We start from the raw sequence: 15607 nt of genomic DNA, 5'->3' as shown, positions 1-15607 counted from the left end.
AGACAGTTCTTCTGACGGTACCCCAGCATTGTTGCGCGAAGCCGCACGGAGCCGTTTCGACGGCTGGGAAACCCGTCTCTGCATGCTTCAACGGCACGGAACCCGCTGGGGTTCCCGATCGTCCGGCCGGGCTTGGGCCGACTGGCTCAGCCGCCGTAGACGTGAGGCGCGAGCGTACCGACGAACGGCAGGTTGCGGTACTTCTCGGCGTAGTCGAGGCCGTAGCCGACGACGAACTCGTTCGGGATGTCGAACCCGACCCACTCCACGTCGATGGCGACCTTGGCGGCGTCCGGCTTGCGCAGCAGCGTGCACACCTTCAGGGAGGCGGGCTCGCGGGAGCCGAGGTTGTTGATCAGCCAGGACAGGGTCAGGCCGGAGTCGATGATGTCCTCGACGATCAGGACGTGCCTGCCCTTGATGTCGGTGTCGAGGTCCTTGAGGATGCGGACGACACCGGAGGACTGGGTGCCCGCGCCGTAGGAGGACACGGCCATCCAGTCCATGGTGAGGGGGGTGGACAGCGCACGCGCAAGGTCCGCCATGACCATCACCGCGCCCTTGAGGACGCCGACGATCAGCAGGTCCTTGCCCGCGTACTCCGCGTCGATCTTCGCGGCCAGCTCGGCCAGCTTCGCGTCGATCTCTTCCTTGGTGATGAGCACCTGCTGGAGGTCGGCACCCATGTCTTTCGCGTCCACCCGCATCACTTTCGGTCGTCCCGCACTTACGGCCGCATGTACGGCCTCGCTGCCCGGCCCGCCGGAGGGTCACTCCGGGAGGGGTCGGAAATCAGCCTTGCCGAATCACCAGTCTGCCACCCTGCCGCTGGGCGACGACTTTGCCCGGGAGATTGATGGCTCCCTGGCCGCGCCAGCCGGTGATCAGGCGGTCGACTTCCTCGATGTGGCGGGCGAACAGCGCACCGGCCGGAGCACCGGCCTCGATGGCCGCGCGGCGCAGGATCCGGCGGCGCACGGCGGGCGGGAGGGCGTACAGCTTGGCGCACTCCAGGAGGCCGGCCGCGTCCCGTACGGAGGCCTCGGCCTGGCTGGCCCAGGCGTCCAGGGCGTCGGCGTCGTCGCGGGAGAGCTGGGCGGTGCGGGCGAGTGCCTCCACGACGCCCTTGCCGAGGGCTTTCTCCAGCGCGGGCAGGCCCTCGTGCCGGAGCCGGGAGCGGGTGTAGGCCGGGTCCGCGTTGTGGGGGTCGTCCCAGACCGGGAGGGCCTGGGCCATGCAGGCCTTGCGGGCGGTCTGCCGGTCCAGTTGCAGGAAGGGCCGCCGGTAGCGGCCGTCGGCCCCCGAGACCGCGGCCATGCCCGACAGGGAGCGGATGCCGGAGCCGCGGGCGAGGCCCAGCAGGACGGTTTCGGCCTGGTCGTCGCGGGTGTGGCCGAGGAGGACCGCGGTGGCGTCGTGGCGTTCGGCGGCGGCGTCCAGGGCGGCGTAGCGGGCGTCGCGGGCGGCGGCCTCGGGCCCTCCCTCGCGGCCGACGGTCACGGCGATGGACTCGACGGGCGAGAGGCCGAGTTCCCGCAGCCGCAGGACGACCTCGTCGGCGCGGAGATCGGAGCCGGGCTGGAGGCCGTGGTCGACGGTGATCCCGCCGGCGCGGATGCCGAGCTTGGGGGCCTCGAAGGCGAGGGCGGAGGCGAGGGCCATGGAGTCGGCGCCGCCGGAGCACGCGACGAGGACGAGCGGGGAGGGGGGCCGCTCGGCCGTCCGGCCGGGGTGCCGGCCCGCGAGCGCGCGGGGGGCCTGGTGGTCGTTCAGGATGTCGTGGAGGGCGCGGCGAACCGCCAGGCGTATCGCCGCGACCGCAGGATGGGGACCCATGTCCGGTTCCCTTCATGAAGTTTTCGGGGGGTGAGCCCGAGCCGGTCACTCAGAGTGTGTAGATGGTGACAGAAGCGGGCCGTTCCCCGAGCATCGCACGCCTACGCATGGCTCACGGTCCCTCGGACGGGTGATTGGAGGGGCGTTCGCCTGCCGTCGGCCGGATTCGGTTCACGACTTCCCCGGAACGTTCACGACTCGGCCTTGCGGTGCACCCGTGCGACCCAGTCCGCCGGTTTGGCGATCTCCGCCTTGGTGGGCAGGGTGTTGGGCGACGTCCACACGCGGTTGAAGCCGTCGACGCCGACCTGCTCCACGACGGCCCGGACGAACCGTTCGCCGTCCCGGTACTGCTTCAGTTTGGCATCCAGACCCAGCAGCTTGCGCAGGGCGATGTCCAGGCGGGAGGCGCCCTTCGCGCGGCGTTGCTGGAACTTCTCGCGGATCTCCGCGACGGACGGTACGACGCTGGGGCCGACGCCGTCCATGACGTAGTCGGCGTGGCCTTCCAGGAGGGACATCACGGCGGTGAGGCGGCCGAGGATCTCCCGCTGGGCGGGGGTCTGCACCAGCTCCACGAAGGAGCGCCCGCCGTCGTCCTCCTCGCCCTCGGGGCGGCCGCCGGCCAGGGACTGGGCGGCTTCCCGGATGCGCTCCAGGAAGGTCATCGGGTCGACGTCCGTCTCCGCCAAGAACGACTGGATTTCGCCCTCGAGGTGGTCACGCAGCCAGGGCACGGCGGTGAACTGCGTGCGGTGGGTCTCCTCGTGCAGGCACACCCACAGGCGGAAGTCGTGCGGCTCGACGTCGAGTTCGCGCTCCACGTGGACGATGTTGGGCGCGACGAGCAGCAGCCGGCCGCCGCCACTCGGTGCATCGGGGGGGCCGCCGGCCGGGAGGTCGCGGGAGGCGGGGGCGAAGGTCTCGTACTGGCCGAGGACACGGGAGGACAGGAACGACAGGAGCATGCCGAGTTCGACGCCGGTGACCTTGCCGCCGACGACGCCGAGGACCGCGCTGCCCGGGTTGCTGCCGCGGCGTTCCTGCATCTTCTCCAGGAGCGGCCGGAGGATCTCGCGGAAGCCCGCGACGTTGGCGCGGACCCAGCCGGGGCGGTCGACGACGAGGACGGGGGTGTCGTGGATCTCCTCGGTGCCCATACGAGTGAAGCCCCGGACGTGTTCCTCCGAGGCTTTCGCGTGCCGGCGCAGCTCCGCGACGACGGACCTGGCCTCGTCGCGGCTGACGTCGGGGCCGGGTCGTACCAGCCGTGTCGCGGTCGCCACCGCGAGGTTCCAGTCGACCATCCCGGGAGATGCGGTGCCACCGAAGCCAGTCATGCGTCAACGGTACGTGAGCGGCGCCGCCGGGGGCAGGCCGTGGGGCCCGGCGGGTACGGGGCGGTTCCGGCGGCACGGCGGCTTCGACGGCAGGACGGCTGCGGCGGTGTCGCGGCTCCGACGGCCGGCTGGTCACGGCGGTACCGCGGCTTCGGCCGCGGGGCGGTTCCGGCGGCACGGCCAGGGGGCGTCGTCAGCGGCAGCGGCGTCGTCAGCGGCAGCCGCACCCCGCCAGCGCCGTCGCCGTCTCGTCCAGTGCCGACTGGGCTTCCTGGGCGTCCGTCGTGTCGGAGGCCAGGAAGGCGAAGGCCAGGAGGTGGCCGTCCTGGTCGACGACCGTGCCGGCGAGGGTGTTCACGCCGGTCAGGGTGCCCGTCTTGGCGCGTACGACGCCGGCCGCGCCGTCGGTGTAACGGCTGCTCAGGGTGCCGGTGAAGCCGGCCACGGGGAGGCCGGTGAGGACGGGCCGCAGGCCGGGGCGGTCCGGGTCGGCCGCCTTGACCAGAAGGCCGGTGAGGAGGTCGGCCGTCAGCCGGTCCTCGCGGTCGAGGCCGCTGCCGTCGTGGAAGGAGGCGCCGGACAACGGCAGGCCGAGCTTGCGCAGCTGCGTGGCGATCGCCCGGGCGCCGCCGTCGAAGTCCGCGGGTTCGCCGCCGGCGAGGGCCGTGTGGCGTGCCAGGGCCTCCGCGATGTCGTTGTCGCTGTTGGTCAGCATCCGCTCGACCAGCGCGGACAGCGGGGGCGAGGAGACGCCTGCGAGGATCTGCGCGCGCGTGCTGGCCTTGGAGGGGCCGGGGGGCGTGGTCGTGATGCCGGCGTCTTTCAGGAAGCCCGCGAACCTGGCCGCCGCGTCCGCCGCGGGGTCGCTCACGCGGGGCACGGGGCCGGCGGCGGAGTCGTCGGTGCGGCCCTCGTCGACGGTCAGGGCGCTGACCGGGGCGAGGTTGTCGTTGACGCCGATGGGGTGCAGGGCGGGGCCGGCGTAGAGGGTGGTGTCGTAGGACAGCGTGATCCGGTGGATGCCGCGCTTGTCCAGGGCCTTCGCGGTGTCCGCGGCCAGCGCCCGCAGGCTCGCCCAGCCGTCGGCGTCGGGGTGCGCGGTGAGGGTGGGGTCGCCGCCGCCGACCAGGACCAGTTCGCGGGTGTCGGGTTCGAGGGCGGCGCGGGTGGTGAGGCGGTGGTCGGGGCCGAGGGCGGACAGGGCGGCGACGGCGGTGGCGATCTTGGTGGTGGAGGCGGGGGTGAGGGCCTTGCCTGAGTCGGAGCCGTAGAGGCGTTCGCCGGTCGCGACGTCGACGACGGCCGCCGCGTGGCTGCCGCCCAGCTCGGGGGCGTCCAGGAGGGGCCCCAGGACGTCGGAGAGGGCCTGTCCGCCCGGGGCGGACTTCTTGGTGCCCACGGCGGCCGTGGCTCCGCCCAGGCCCGTCAGGACGGGCGCCGCGCTCGGCGCGGGCAGCGGTGCCGTCGCGGCCGTGCCGGTGCGGCCGTGATCTGCGCCACCTGACCGCTCCAGGGCGGCGGCGCGGTCCCGCTCGGCCGTACGCTGACCGTTGGCGTCCCAGGGGCCGGCCACGGTCACCACGCCGGCGGCCAGCGCCAGGCCGGCGGTGGCGGCGCCCGCGGTGTACTTCCAGGTCCTGGCGGTGCGCGAACGGGGGAGGTGCACAGGGCCGACTCGTACGGCCTTCGCCAGCCGTGCGATCCGCGGCCGGGCGGCCGTCACGGCGCTCGCCAGACGCGGTCGGACGGCGTCCACGATCCGCGTCACCTGCGGTTTCGCGGCACGCCAAGGCCTCAGCTCTGGCACGACCACCAGCCCCTTTCGCGATCACACACCTGCGTGAGGGACACTTAACCACCAGAACTATGTGCTGATCATGGAGGAGCCACCGGTGGAGTTCGACGTCACGATCGAGATCCCGAAGGGTTCGCGGAACAAGTACGAGGTGGACCACGAGACCGGTCGGATCCGCCTGGACCGTCGCCTCTTCACCTCGACCGCCTACCCGACCGACTACGGCTTCGTCGAGAACACCCTCGGCGAGGACGGCGACCCGCTGGACGCGCTGGTCATCCTTGACGAGCCGACCTTCCCGGGTTGCCTGATCAAGTGCCGCGCGATCGGCATGTTCCGGATGACGGACGAGGCGGGCGGCGACGACAAGCTGCTGTGCGTGCCGGCCACCGACCCGCGTGTGGAGCACCTGCGCGACATCCACCACGTGTCGGAGTTCGACCGCCTGGAGATCCAGCACTTCTTCGAGGTGTACAAGGACCTGGAGCCCGGCAAGTCGGTCGAGGGTGCCAACTGGGTGGGCCGCCAGGACGCCGAGGTGGAGATCGAGCGGTCGTACAAGCGCTTCAAGGAGCAGGGCGGCCACTGAGTCCCCGTCTCCCGCGAACGGGCCGCACGCGTGCGCGTGCGGCCCGTTCGCATGTATGCGTTCGCGTGTATGCACGAGTGCGGCTCGTCTGGGTACGTGTGCGCATACTGAGGCTTACGGAATGCGTCATTCAGGGAGCGGTGCGAGGTGACGGAGGCGGAGGACCGCAAGCCCCGGTCGGACGAGGCGCGGTACGACCCGGAGATCACGTCGGAGTTCGCCATTCCCCAGGGTCTCGACGTTCCGCCGAGCGTCGTCGAGGCGGAGACGACGTCCGAGTTCGCGGTGCCGGTGGGGCTGGAGACACGGCAGCCGCCGAGTGCCGAGCCGGAGGGCTCGGCGTTCAGCACGCCGAGCACCTACCACGCGAAGGCCGCGCCGGGCGCGTTCACGCCGGCCACCGGCGTGCCGCTGGTCAGTCTGGTCAAGGACGCGCCCTGGCAGGACCGGATGCGCACGATGCTGCGCATGCCGGTGACCGAGCGGCCGGCTCCGGAGGCGGTGCAGCGCGAGGAGGAGGGCGGCCCGGCCGTCCCGCGCGTGCTCGACCTGACCCTGCGTATCGGTGAGCTGCTGCTGGCCGGCGGTGAGGGCGCGGAGGACGTGGAGGCCGCGATGTTCGCGGTGTGCCGGTCCTACGGCCTGGATCGGTGCGAGCCGAACGTCACCTTCACGCTGCTGTCGATCTCGCACCAGCCGTCCCTGGTGGAGGACCCGGTGACGGCGTCCCGGACGGTACGGCGGCGGGGGACCGACTACACGCGTCTCGCGGCCGTCTTCCGGCTCGTGGACGACCTGACCGACCCGGAGACCCATGTCTCGCTGGAGGAGGCGTACCGGCGCCTGGCGGAGATACGCCGCAACCGGCACCCGTACCCCGGCTGGGCCCTGACCCTGGCGAGCGGGCTGCTGGCCGGTGCGGCCTCCGTGCTGGTCGGCGGTGATCTGATCGTGTTCTTCGCGGCGGCCGTCGGCGCGATGCTCGGCGACCGGCTGGCGTGGCTGTGCGCGGGGCGCGGGCTGCCGGAGTTCTACCAGTTCACGGTGGCCGCGATGCCGCCGGCGGCGATCGGGGTGGCGTTCGCGCTCGCGCACGTCGACGTGAAGGCGTCCGCCGTCGTCACCGGTGGCCTGTTCGCGCTGCTGCCCGGCCGGGCGCTGGTGGCGGGTGTGCAGGACGGGCTGACGGGCTTCTACATCACCGCCTCCGCCCGCCTGCTGGAGGTCATGTACTTCTTCGTCGGCATCGTCACCGGCGTCCTGATCGTCCTGTACTTCGGCGTCAAGGTGGGCGGCAAGCTGAACCCGGACGCGGCGCTCATCATCAACGAGCGGCCGGTGGTGCAGATCGCCGCGTCGATGCTGCTGTCGCTGACGTTCGCGGTGCTGCTCCAGCAGGAGCGGTCGACCGTGCTGTGGGTGACCCTCAACGGGGGCGTGGCGTGGACGGTGTACGGCGCGATGCACTACGTCGCCGACATCTCGCCGGTGGCGGCCACCGCCGTGGCGGCGGGGCTGGTGGGCCTTTTCGGGCAGCTGCTGTCGCGGTACCGGTTCGCGTCCGCACTGCCCTTCACCACGGCGGCGATCGGCCCGCTGCTGCCCGGATCGGCGACGTACTTCGGGCTGCTGAGCATGGCGCAGAACGAGGTGGACAAGGGCCTGGTGTCGCTGGCCAACGCGGCATCGCTGGCCATGGCCATCGCGATCGGGGTCAACCTCGGGTCGGAGGTCTTCCGCCTGTTCCTGCGGGTCGGCTCCGGGGGCAAGCGCCGGGCCGCCAAGCGCACCCGCGGTTTCTAGGGGGCCTCCACCCCGCTACCGCCCGGGGTGGCCGTACGGGTCCTGGTTCCGGTCGTGCTGCCGCCCGTGCTGGTCGTACTGCTGCTGGGCGGGCCGGTGCGGGTCGTACCCCTGCTGGGGGTACTGCTGCTGGTCGTAGTACTGCTGGTTCCAGTCCTGCTGTCCGGGCTGCTGGTGCTGGTGCTGCTCGTGCTGCTGGTGGTCGTACTGCTCGCCGTACTGCTGCTCGCCGTACTGCTGCTCGCCGTACTGCTGCTCGTCGTACTGCTGCTGGCCGTACTGCTGGTCGTCGTACCGCTGCTGGTCGTACCGCTCGCCGTACTGGTGCTGCCCGTAGGGGTCGCCGGTCTGCTGCTCGTACGGCTGGTCCGGCTCGATGCGGCGCAGCTGGGTCGTCGCGGTGTCCATGGCCGGCGGGCGGTGGAACCGGGGTGCCTGCGGCTGCTGCTGGGCCTGCGGCGCGGCCGGGGCGGCCTGGGCGGCGGCCTTCTTCTCCTTGCCGCGGGCCCGCAGGAACTCGATCGCGATCGGGACCACGGACACGAGGACGATCAGGATGAGGATCGCCTCGATGTTCTTCTTGACGAAGCCGATGTTGCCGAGCCAGGAGCCGAGCAGGGTGACGCCCGCGCCCCACAGGACGCCGCCGATGACGTTGAAGGTCAGGAACGAGCGGTACTTCATGCCGCTGACGCCCGCGATGATCGGCGTGAACGTGCGCACGATGGGCACGAAGCGGGCCAGGACCAGGGACTTCGGGCCGTACTTCTCGAAGAACTCGTGCGCCTTGGTGACGTTCTCCTGCTTGAACAGGCGCGAGTCCGGACGGTTGAACAGGGACGGGCCGACCTTCTTGCCGAACATGTAGCCCGCCTGGTCACCGAGGATCGCGGCGAGGCAGATCAGGGCGATCGCGGCCCACAGCGGGAAGTTCAGGTCCCCGGACGTGATCAGCAGACCGCAGGTGAACAGCAGCGAGTCACCCGGCAGGAAGAACCCGATGAGCAGGCCCGACTCGGCGAAGACGATGAGCAGCAGACCCCAGATGCTGTAGGTGTCGAGCAGATAGTTGGGATCGAGCCAGCTCGGGCCTAGGGCGAGTGTCATCACGGGTCCGGGCTCCTGAGGGGGTGAAGGCGGCTACGGCGTCCTTGGAGTGCCGCACAAAGCTATCAACGTGAGGTGACCACCCCGGGTTCCACCGGTCGCTCCAGGATGCACTGTGGGATGACCGGGAGAAAGCTGTGACTCATGGGACTCGATGACTACGGCGGCGGCCAGGGGCCCCAGCCGGACGTACTGGTCGTGACGACGAACGACGTGCCCGGATACCGGGTGCAGACGGTGCTGGGCGAGGTGTTCGGACTCACCGTGCGTTCGCGGCACCTGGGCAGCCAGATCGGCGCCGGCCTGAAGTCCATGATCGGCGGCGAGCTGAAGGGCCTCACCAAGACGCTCGTGCAGACCCGCAACCAGGCCATGGACCGCCTGGTGGAGCAGGCACGCGCGCGTGGCGCCAACGGGGTGCTGGCGTTCCGGTTCGACGTGACCGAGGCCGCGGACGTCGGCACCGAGGTGTGCGCCTACGGCACGGCGGTGGTCCTGGCCCGGGAGTGAACTCCGCGCTCCCGGACCGGGACGTCAGGCGGTGGTGTGCCGGGCCGTGTTCGCCACGATCGCGTCCCGCATGTACACGGCGAGACCGGGCCGGACGGCCTCGTACGTCGCGGTGAAGCGCTCGTCGGCGACGTACATCTCACCGAGCCAGACGTGCATCTCGTGCCCGCAGTCGTAGTACGTGCCCGTGACGAACCGGCGGTGTTCCTCGGCGATGTCCATGGCCGCCGCCGAGTCCGCGGGCACGCCCTCGGCGAGCAGGCCGGCCATACGGTGGTGGATCGCGTCCATCTCCGCGTTGATCCGCTTCCAGTCCTCCTTGGTGTAGGAGGCGGTGCGGCGCTGCGACTGCCGGTATGCCTCGGTGTCGCCCCAGCGCTCCGCCACCTCGTCCGCGTAGCGGTCCGGGTCGAATTCGCCGAAGACCTCGAACTTCTCCTCGGGCGTCAGGTTGATCCCCATCGTGCGTGCCTCCATGGCGTGCTCCACGGCCGCGGCCATCTTCTGGAGCTTCTCGATCCGGGCGGTCAGCAGTTCGTGCTGGCGGCGCAGGTGCGCGCGCGGGTCCGCGTCCGGGTCGTCGAGCAGGGCCGCGACCTCGTCGAGCGGGAAGCCCAGCTCCCGGTAGAACAGGATCTGCTGGAGCCGGTCGAGGTCGGCGTCGTTGTAGCGCCGGTGCCCGGCGTGCGTGCGTTCGCTGGGCACGAGCAGGCCGATCTCGTCGTAGTGGTGCAGAGTGCGCACCGTGATCCCGGCGAACCCCGCGACCCGTCCCACGGAGTAGCTCACTTTTCCGCTCCTTCGGTCGGTACGCCTCCACGCTGACGCCTCACGTCACGTGAGGTGCAAGCCGATTCCTTTCGGGATGTTGTGCGGGTTTTGTCCGTTTATGGTGAGCCCGTGGCCCCGGAGACGACGCAGCAGGCGCCCCGTGGCGCCCCGACGCTGCCGGCGCGGGCGCTGCTGCCGTTCATCCTGCCCGCCGTCGTGGTGGGCGTGGCCGCGAGCCTGCTCTTTATCGGGGTGAGCACGGCGGCGGAGCAGTTGCAGCACGTGCTGTGGGGGCCCCTGCCGGACGCGCTCGGCGTGGGCCGCTACTCCGTCCTGTGGATGTTCTCCATGCTCGTCGCGACCGGGATCGCCGTGGGGCTGGTGGTCTGGAAGGTCCCCGGCCACGCCGGTCCCGACCCGGCCACCCTCGGCCTGAACGCCCCGGTCCTGCCGCCGGTCGTGCTGCCCGGCCTGGTGCTGGCCACCGCGCTCATGCTGGCCGGCGGGCCGAGCCTCGGCCCGGAGAACCCGATCATCGCCGTGAACGTGGCCCTGGCGGCCTGGCTGGGCGGCCGTCTCCTGCCCCGTACGCCGGGCGCCCTGTGGCCGGTGCTGGCCGAGGCGGCGACGATCGGCGCGCTGTTCGGCACGCCGGTGGCGGCGGCGCTGGTCATCTCGGAGTCGCTGGCGGGGCGGCCGATGCGGGGCCGGCTGTGGGACAACCTGTTCGCGCCGCTGACCGCCGGGGCCTGCGGAGCCATCACGACCACCCTGATGGCCCATCCGAGCTTCGACCTGGGCCTGCCGCCCATGGGCCACCCGGACGGGAAGGACCTGCTGGCCGGGCTGGTGATCGCTTCGGCGGCCGCGGTGCTCGGCATGTGCGCCGTCTACGCCTTCCCTCACGTCCACGCGGTCTTCCGGAGGCTGCGGCACCCGATGCTGATGCTTCCCGCCGGCGGGGTCGTCCTGGGCGCGCTGGGGGCCCTGGGCGGCCATCTGACGCTGTTCAAGGGGCTGTCGGAGGTCGGGGAGCTGTCCCGCGACCCGGACGGCTGGACGGCGGGGCAGTTCGCCACGATGTCGGTGGTGAAGCTGGCCGCGCTGCTCGTCGCCGCGTCGTGCGGCTTCCGCGGCGGCCGGATCTTCCCCTCGGTCTTCGTCGGCACCGCCCTCGGCCTGTGCGCCCATGCCCTCGTGCCCGCCGTGCACCCCTCGCTGGCCGTGGCGACGGGTGTCCTCGGCATCCTCCTGGCGATCACCCGGCAAGGCTGGGTGAGCCTGTTCACCGCCGCCGTCCTCGTCGCCTCGCCCAGCATCATCGCCCTGCTGTGCATCGCCTCGCTGCCGGCCTGGCTGCTGGTGACGGGCCGCCCGCAGATGCAGCTCCGCGAGGACGGCACCCCGCTGCGCTGACTCCTTGTCCCCCTCCCCACTCCCCCTGGAGGAAACCCCATGGCGCTGCACAAAGGTCCCGAGAAGCACGAGGCGCGGACGGTGTCGGTCAACCCGTTCTTCGGGGAGGCCAACCCGGTCGGCGGCATGACCGAGGCCCCGCCCACGCACCGGCTCCCGGACGCCCCGCTGCCCCCGTCCACGGCGTACCAGCTGGTCCACGACGAGCTGATGCTGGACGGCAACTCCCGGCTGAACCTGGCCACCTTCGTCACCACCTGGATGGAGCCGCAGGCCGGGGTGCTGATGGCGGAGTGCCGGGACAAGAACATGATCGACAAGGACGAGTACCCGCGCACCGCCGAGCTGGAACGGCGCTGCGTGGCGATGCTCGCCGACCTGTGGAACGCGCCGGACCCGTCGACCGCGGTGGGCTGTTCGACGACCGGGTCGAGCGAGGCGTGCATGCTGGCCGGGATGGCGCTGAAGCGGCGCTGGGCCAAGCGGAACGCCGACCGGTATCCGGGCACGCGCCCCAATCTGGTCATGGGCGTCAACGTCCAGGTGTGCTGGGAGAAGTTCTGCAACTTCTGGGAGGTGGACGCCCGGCTGGTCCCGATGGAGGGCGACCGCTTCCACCTGGACCCGCAGGCCGCCGTCGCGCTGTGCGACGAGAACACCATCGGCGTGGTCGGCATCCTCGGCTCGACCTTCGACGGCTCCTACGAGCCGATCGCGGAGCTGTGCGGGGCCCTGGACGGCCTCCAGGAGGTCACCGGCCTGGACGTCCCGGTGCACGTGGACGCGGCCTCTGGCGGCATGGTGGCGCCCTTCCTCGACGAGGACCTCGTGTGGGACTTCCGCCTCCCGCGCGTGGCCTCGATCAACACCTCGGGGCACAAGTACGGGCTGGTCTACCCGGGTGTCGGCTGGGCCCTGTGGCGGGACCGGGAGGCACTGCCGGAGGAGCTGGTCTTCCGGGTCAACTACCTGGGCGGGGACATGCCCACGTTCGCCCTCAACTTCTCCCGTCCCGGCGCCCAGGTGGTGGCGCAGTACTACACGTTCCTGCGGCTGGGCCGGGAGGGCTACCGGGCGGTGCAGCAGTCGACGCGGGACGTGGCGACCTCACTCGCCGGGAAGATCGAGGCGCTCGGCGACTTCCGCCTGCTCACGCGCGGGGACGAACTGCCCGTGTTCGCGCTGACCACGGCCGAGGGCGTCACCGCGTACGACGTCTTCGACGTCTCCCGGCGGCTGCGCGAGAGCGGCTGGCTGGTGCCCGCCTACACCTTCCCGGCCCATCGCGAGGACCTGTCCGTGCTGCGGGTCGTGTGCCGCAACGGCTTCTCGCACGACCTGGCCGACCTGTTCGTGGCCGACCTGACCCGGCTGCTGCCGGAGCTGCGCCGCCAGCCGCGGCCGCTCACCCACGACAAGGGGGCGGCCACGAGCTTCCACCACTAGAGGCCACGAGCTTCCACCACCAGAGGCACCACCGCCGGACGCACCACCGCCGGCGGCACCGCCCCGGGGCGCCGGCCGCACGGCGGTGCGGGACGTCCCGGCCGCACGCCGTCAGCGGTCGTCCTCCGGGTGCCGCTCCCCCGTCGCGTACGGGTTCTCCCGGCCCTCGGCGAGCACGCCGACGAAGGGCTCGCCCTCGCCCGCGAAGGTGTAGGCGCCGTTCTCCACGCGGTCGACGAGACCGTGGGTCCAATCGGCCTCGGAGTCGGCCGTGTGGACCCACATGTTCATGATCTCGCCGATGTGGCCGAGCTGTCCGGGGCCGCCCTCCGGCACGTAGTGCTCGGTGACCGCGGACCGCCACGCCTCGATCCTGCGGATCCGCTCCTTCAGCAGCGCCACCGCCTCCGCCCGCGGCAGGTCGACCATGAAGCCGATGGCCGCCGTCTTCATGTCACCGCGCTGGTCGTACGAGACGAGCGCGTCACGCAGCAGGGTGAAGTACTCCTCGACGCCCTTGCCGGTGAGTTCGTACTCGGTGCGCGGCGGCCCGCCGGCCGTGGAGGGCGCGATCTCGTGCGCGTGCAGCAGCCCTTGCTTGGCCATCTGCTTCAGGGCGTGGTAGATCGAGCCCGGCTTGGCGTTTGACCACTCGTGCGCGCCCCAGTACTCCAGGTCGCTCCGCACCTGGTAGCCGTGGGCCCGCCCGTGCTGGCGGACCGCGCCCAGCACCAGGAGACGGATCGCTGACATGGGATCCAGGTTAGGGCCCCGCGATCAGCCCCAGGAGGTGCCCTGCTCCTGGGCGACCAGCTCGAAGGCGGTCTTCCCGTCCAGCGACTCGCGGATGATGTCGGCGTGGCCGGCGTGCCGGGCGGTCTCCCGGATCAGGTGCAGACACAGCCAGCGCAGGGAGACGCGGCCCTCCGGCGGGAACCAGGGGTCGGGCGGCAGCGGGAAGGTGTCGTCCAGGCTGGGCGCGGAGCGGACGAGCTTCTCCGTGTCGGCGGCCACCTCCCGCCAGTACGCCAGCTGCGAGGCGACCGTCTCGTCGCCGACCAGCTGGAAGGTCTCCTGCCAGTTCGACTCGTCGCGCTGCACCGCGGGCGGCTCCTGCCTGGCCCGGGCGACCCAGCTCTGCTCGACCTCGGCGACGTGCTTGAGCAGGCCGCCCAGGGACAGCTCGCTGGCGCTGGGGCGGGTACGGGCCTGCTCCTCGGTCAGCCCGAGCAGCGCCCGGCGGATCCCGCCGCGCTGTTCCTCGATGAACGCGAGCAGCGCTCCCCGCTCGTCGCCCCTCGCCTCTGCCGGAACGTGCATGACCATGGCGTGCCGCCTTTCGACCGGTTCGCCGGGACCGTTTCCCCGACATGGAAGAAGCTACGGGCCAATGAGGTCAGGAACTGTCCTCATTGGCCCGTGGCCCGCGGAATGTTCCCGTCTAGAACGGGAACGCGCTGCGGCCGTGCTGCACGGAGATCCACTTGACCGTCGTGAACGCCTCCAGCGTCGTCTCGCCGTTGAGGCGGCCGAGGCCGGAGTGCTTCTCGCCGCCGAAGGGCACGATCGGCTCGTCGTGGACGGTGCCGTCGTTCACGTGGAACATGCCGGTGTCGATCCGCTTGGCGAAGGCCACGCCCCGCTCGATGTCCCCCGTGTGCACGGCGCCGCTGAGGCCGTACGGGGTGCCGTTGACGATCCGGACCGCCTCCTCCTCGCCGTCGAAGGGGACGAGGAAGACGACCGGTCCGAAGACCTCCTGCCGGAGCAGCGCGGAGTCGGCGGGGACGCCGGTGAGCACGCTGGGCTCGACCAGGTTGTTGGTCGTGGCGCCGTGCACCAGGGCGGTGGCGCCCTCGGCGAGCGCCTGCTCGACGGTGCCGGAGATCGCGCCGGCCTGCGCGGAGTTGATCACCGGGCCGATCACGGTCTGCGGGTCACGCGGGTCGCCCACCTTGAGGGTGCGGACCTTGGCGACGAACTTCTCGGTGAACTCCTCGGCGACCAAGCGGTCCACCAGGACCCGGTTGGCGGCCATGCAGACCTGGCCCTGGTGCACGAACCGGCTGAAGACCGCCGCGTCCACCGCGTAGTCGATGTCGGCGTCGTCGAGCACCACCAGCGCGCTGTTGCCGCCCAGTTCGAGAACCGAGCGCTTGAAGTGCCTGGCGCACACGGTGGCGACGTGCCGGCCGATCTTGTCGGAACCGGTGAAGGAGATGACCTTGGGGATCGGGTGCTCGATGAACGCGTCGCCGATCTCGGCGATGTCGGTGACGACCACGTTGAGCAGGCCGCCGGGCAGCCCCGACTCCTCGAAGATCTTCGCGAGCAGGGTGCCGCCGGCGATCGGGGTGTTCTGGTGCGGCTTGAGGACCACGCCGTTGCCCAGCGCGAGGGCCGGGGCGACCGACTTCAGGGACAGCAGGAAGGGAAAGTTGAAGGGGCTGATCACGCCCACGACACCGACCGGGACGCGGTAGACGCGGTTCTCCTTGCCCTCGGCCGGGGAGGGCAGGATCTTGCCCTCGGGGCGCAGCGCGAGGTGGATCGACTCGCGCAGGAACTCCTTGGCGAGGTGCAGTTCGAAACCGGCCTTCACGCGCGTGCCGCCCAGTTCCGCGATGATCAGGTCGGCTATCTCCTGCTCGTGGTCCTCTATCCACCGCAGTGCCCGCTCGAAGACCGCGCGCCGGGTGTAGGGGTTGGTCTCACCCCACTTCTTCTGGGCACGGGCGGCGGCCTGGTAGGCCGCGTCCACCTCGTCGGCCGTGGCCACCGTGATCGCGGCCAGTTTCTCGTCGTTGTAGGGGTTGAAGTCGATGACGTCCCAGGAGCCCGTGCCCGGGCGCCACTCGCCGTCGATGTACTGCTGGGCCAGGTCGGTGAAGCTGGACGCCATGTCATCCCTCAATCGCTAGCGGACGCCGGATCTACGCCAGGTCTGATCGGACGTCATGGTACTTGCGACAGAAGGGAGTTGAGCAGTGAAGC

The 15607-nt window shown here is 71.3% G+C and carries 14 protein-coding genes; 5 read left to right on the top strand and 9 right to left on the bottom strand.

Annotated elements, in window-relative coordinates; all coding sequences use genetic code 11:
* Positions 1 to 146 precede the first annotated feature (146 nt).
* The 4 genes from hpt to dacB all read right to left on the bottom strand — a co-directional run bounded on the left by hpt (position 147) and on the right by dacB (position 4944).
* The gene (gene hpt, locus JK361_RS21110) at positions 147 to 707 is read right to left on the bottom strand and encodes a hypoxanthine phosphoribosyltransferase (RefSeq protein ID WP_184975300.1); all 561 of its coding nucleotides are present in this window, start codon (positions 705 to 707) and stop codon (positions 147 to 149) included.
* A gap of 85 nt (positions 708 to 792) precedes the next feature.
* The gene (gene tilS / locus JK361_RS21105) at positions 793 to 1836 is read right to left on the bottom strand and encodes a tRNA lysidine(34) synthetase TilS (protein ID WP_201820632.1); all 1044 of its coding nucleotides are present in this window, start codon (positions 1834 to 1836) and stop codon (positions 793 to 795) included.
* Between the two features lie 191 nt (positions 1837 to 2027).
* Positions 2028 to 3143: an Rv3626c family coenzyme F420 biosynthesis-associated protein gene (locus JK361_RS21100; RefSeq protein ID WP_201820771.1), complete on the bottom strand. Its 1116-nt coding sequence runs from the start codon at positions 3141 to 3143 to the stop codon at positions 2028 to 2030.
* Between the two features lie 244 nt (positions 3144 to 3387).
* Positions 3388 to 4944 (bottom strand): D-alanyl-D-alanine carboxypeptidase/D-alanyl-D-alanine endopeptidase, encoded by a 1557-nt coding sequence (dacB, locus tag JK361_RS21095; protein WP_372448727.1) that lies wholly within the window; start codon positions 4942 to 4944, stop codon positions 3388 to 3390.
* Between the two features lie 124 nt (positions 4945 to 5068).
* Here dacB and JK361_RS21090 point away from each other — a divergent pair, with 124 nt between their 5' ends.
* Both JK361_RS21090 and JK361_RS21085 read left to right on the top strand, forming a co-directional pair.
* The gene (locus tag JK361_RS21090) at positions 5069 to 5560 is read left to right on the top strand and encodes an inorganic diphosphatase (RefSeq protein ID WP_184975399.1); all 492 of its coding nucleotides are present in this window, start codon (positions 5069 to 5071) and stop codon (positions 5558 to 5560) included.
* A 147-nt stretch (positions 5561 to 5707) separates the two neighbouring features.
* Positions 5708 to 7363 (top strand): threonine/serine exporter family protein, encoded by a 1656-nt coding sequence (locus tag JK361_RS21085; protein ID WP_201820625.1) that lies wholly within the window; start codon positions 5708 to 5710, stop codon positions 7361 to 7363.
* A gap of 15 nt (positions 7364 to 7378) precedes the next feature.
* Here JK361_RS21085 and JK361_RS21080 read toward each other — a convergent pair whose 3' ends face one another.
* Entirely contained in the window at positions 7379 to 8470 is a 1092-nt protein-coding gene (locus JK361_RS21080; RefSeq protein WP_236053287.1) for a DedA family protein, read from the bottom strand.
* Between the two features lie 144 nt (positions 8471 to 8614).
* Here JK361_RS21080 and JK361_RS21075 point away from each other — a divergent pair, with 144 nt between their 5' ends.
* Positions 8615 to 8980, top strand: coding sequence for a YbjQ family protein (locus tag JK361_RS21075; protein WP_201820623.1), 366 nt, complete (start codon positions 8615 to 8617; stop codon positions 8978 to 8980).
* A gap of 24 nt (positions 8981 to 9004) precedes the next feature.
* Here JK361_RS21075 and JK361_RS21070 read toward each other — a convergent pair whose 3' ends face one another.
* Entirely contained in the window at positions 9005 to 9769 is a 765-nt protein-coding gene (locus tag JK361_RS21070) for a MerR family transcriptional regulator (protein ID WP_201820622.1), read from the bottom strand.
* Positions 9770 to 9880: 111 nt separating this feature from the next.
* Between JK361_RS21070 and JK361_RS21065 the strand changes: the two genes are divergently transcribed.
* Both JK361_RS21065 and gad read left to right on the top strand, forming a co-directional pair.
* Complete coding sequence (locus tag JK361_RS21065; RefSeq protein ID WP_201820620.1) at positions 9881 to 11167, top strand: ion channel protein; 1287 nt, start codon at positions 9881 to 9883, stop codon at positions 11165 to 11167.
* A gap of 39 nt (positions 11168 to 11206) precedes the next feature.
* Positions 11207 to 12613, top strand: coding sequence for a glutamate decarboxylase (gene gad, locus JK361_RS21060; protein WP_201820619.1), 1407 nt, complete (start codon positions 11207 to 11209; stop codon positions 12611 to 12613).
* A gap of 111 nt (positions 12614 to 12724) precedes the next feature.
* Here gad and JK361_RS21055 read toward each other — a convergent pair whose 3' ends face one another.
* The 3 genes from JK361_RS21055 to JK361_RS21045 form a co-directional block, all read right to left on the bottom strand.
* Positions 12725 to 13366: a PadR family transcriptional regulator gene (locus tag JK361_RS21055; RefSeq protein WP_201820618.1), complete on the bottom strand. Its 642-nt coding sequence runs from the start codon at positions 13364 to 13366 to the stop codon at positions 12725 to 12727.
* 24 nt (positions 13367 to 13390) lie between these two features.
* Positions 13391 to 13939 carry a DinB family protein gene (locus JK361_RS21050; protein ID WP_201820617.1) on the bottom strand — a complete coding sequence of 183 codons (549 nt, stop codon included), beginning with the start codon at positions 13937 to 13939 and terminating at the stop codon, positions 13391 to 13393.
* Between the two features lie 115 nt (positions 13940 to 14054).
* Positions 14055 to 15515 (bottom strand): aldehyde dehydrogenase family protein, encoded by a 1461-nt coding sequence (locus tag JK361_RS21045; protein WP_201820616.1) that lies wholly within the window; start codon positions 15513 to 15515, stop codon positions 14055 to 14057.
* Between the last annotated feature and the right edge of the window lie 92 nt (positions 15516 to 15607).

Origin of the sequence: Streptomyces musisoli (assembly GCF_016741855.1) — a bacterium.
Classification (GTDB): domain Bacteria; phylum Actinomycetota; class Actinomycetes; order Streptomycetales; family Streptomycetaceae; genus Streptomyces; species Streptomyces musisoli.
Note: the sequence above shows the minus strand (reverse complement) of the source record. Positions and strands in the feature narration are given on the sequence as shown.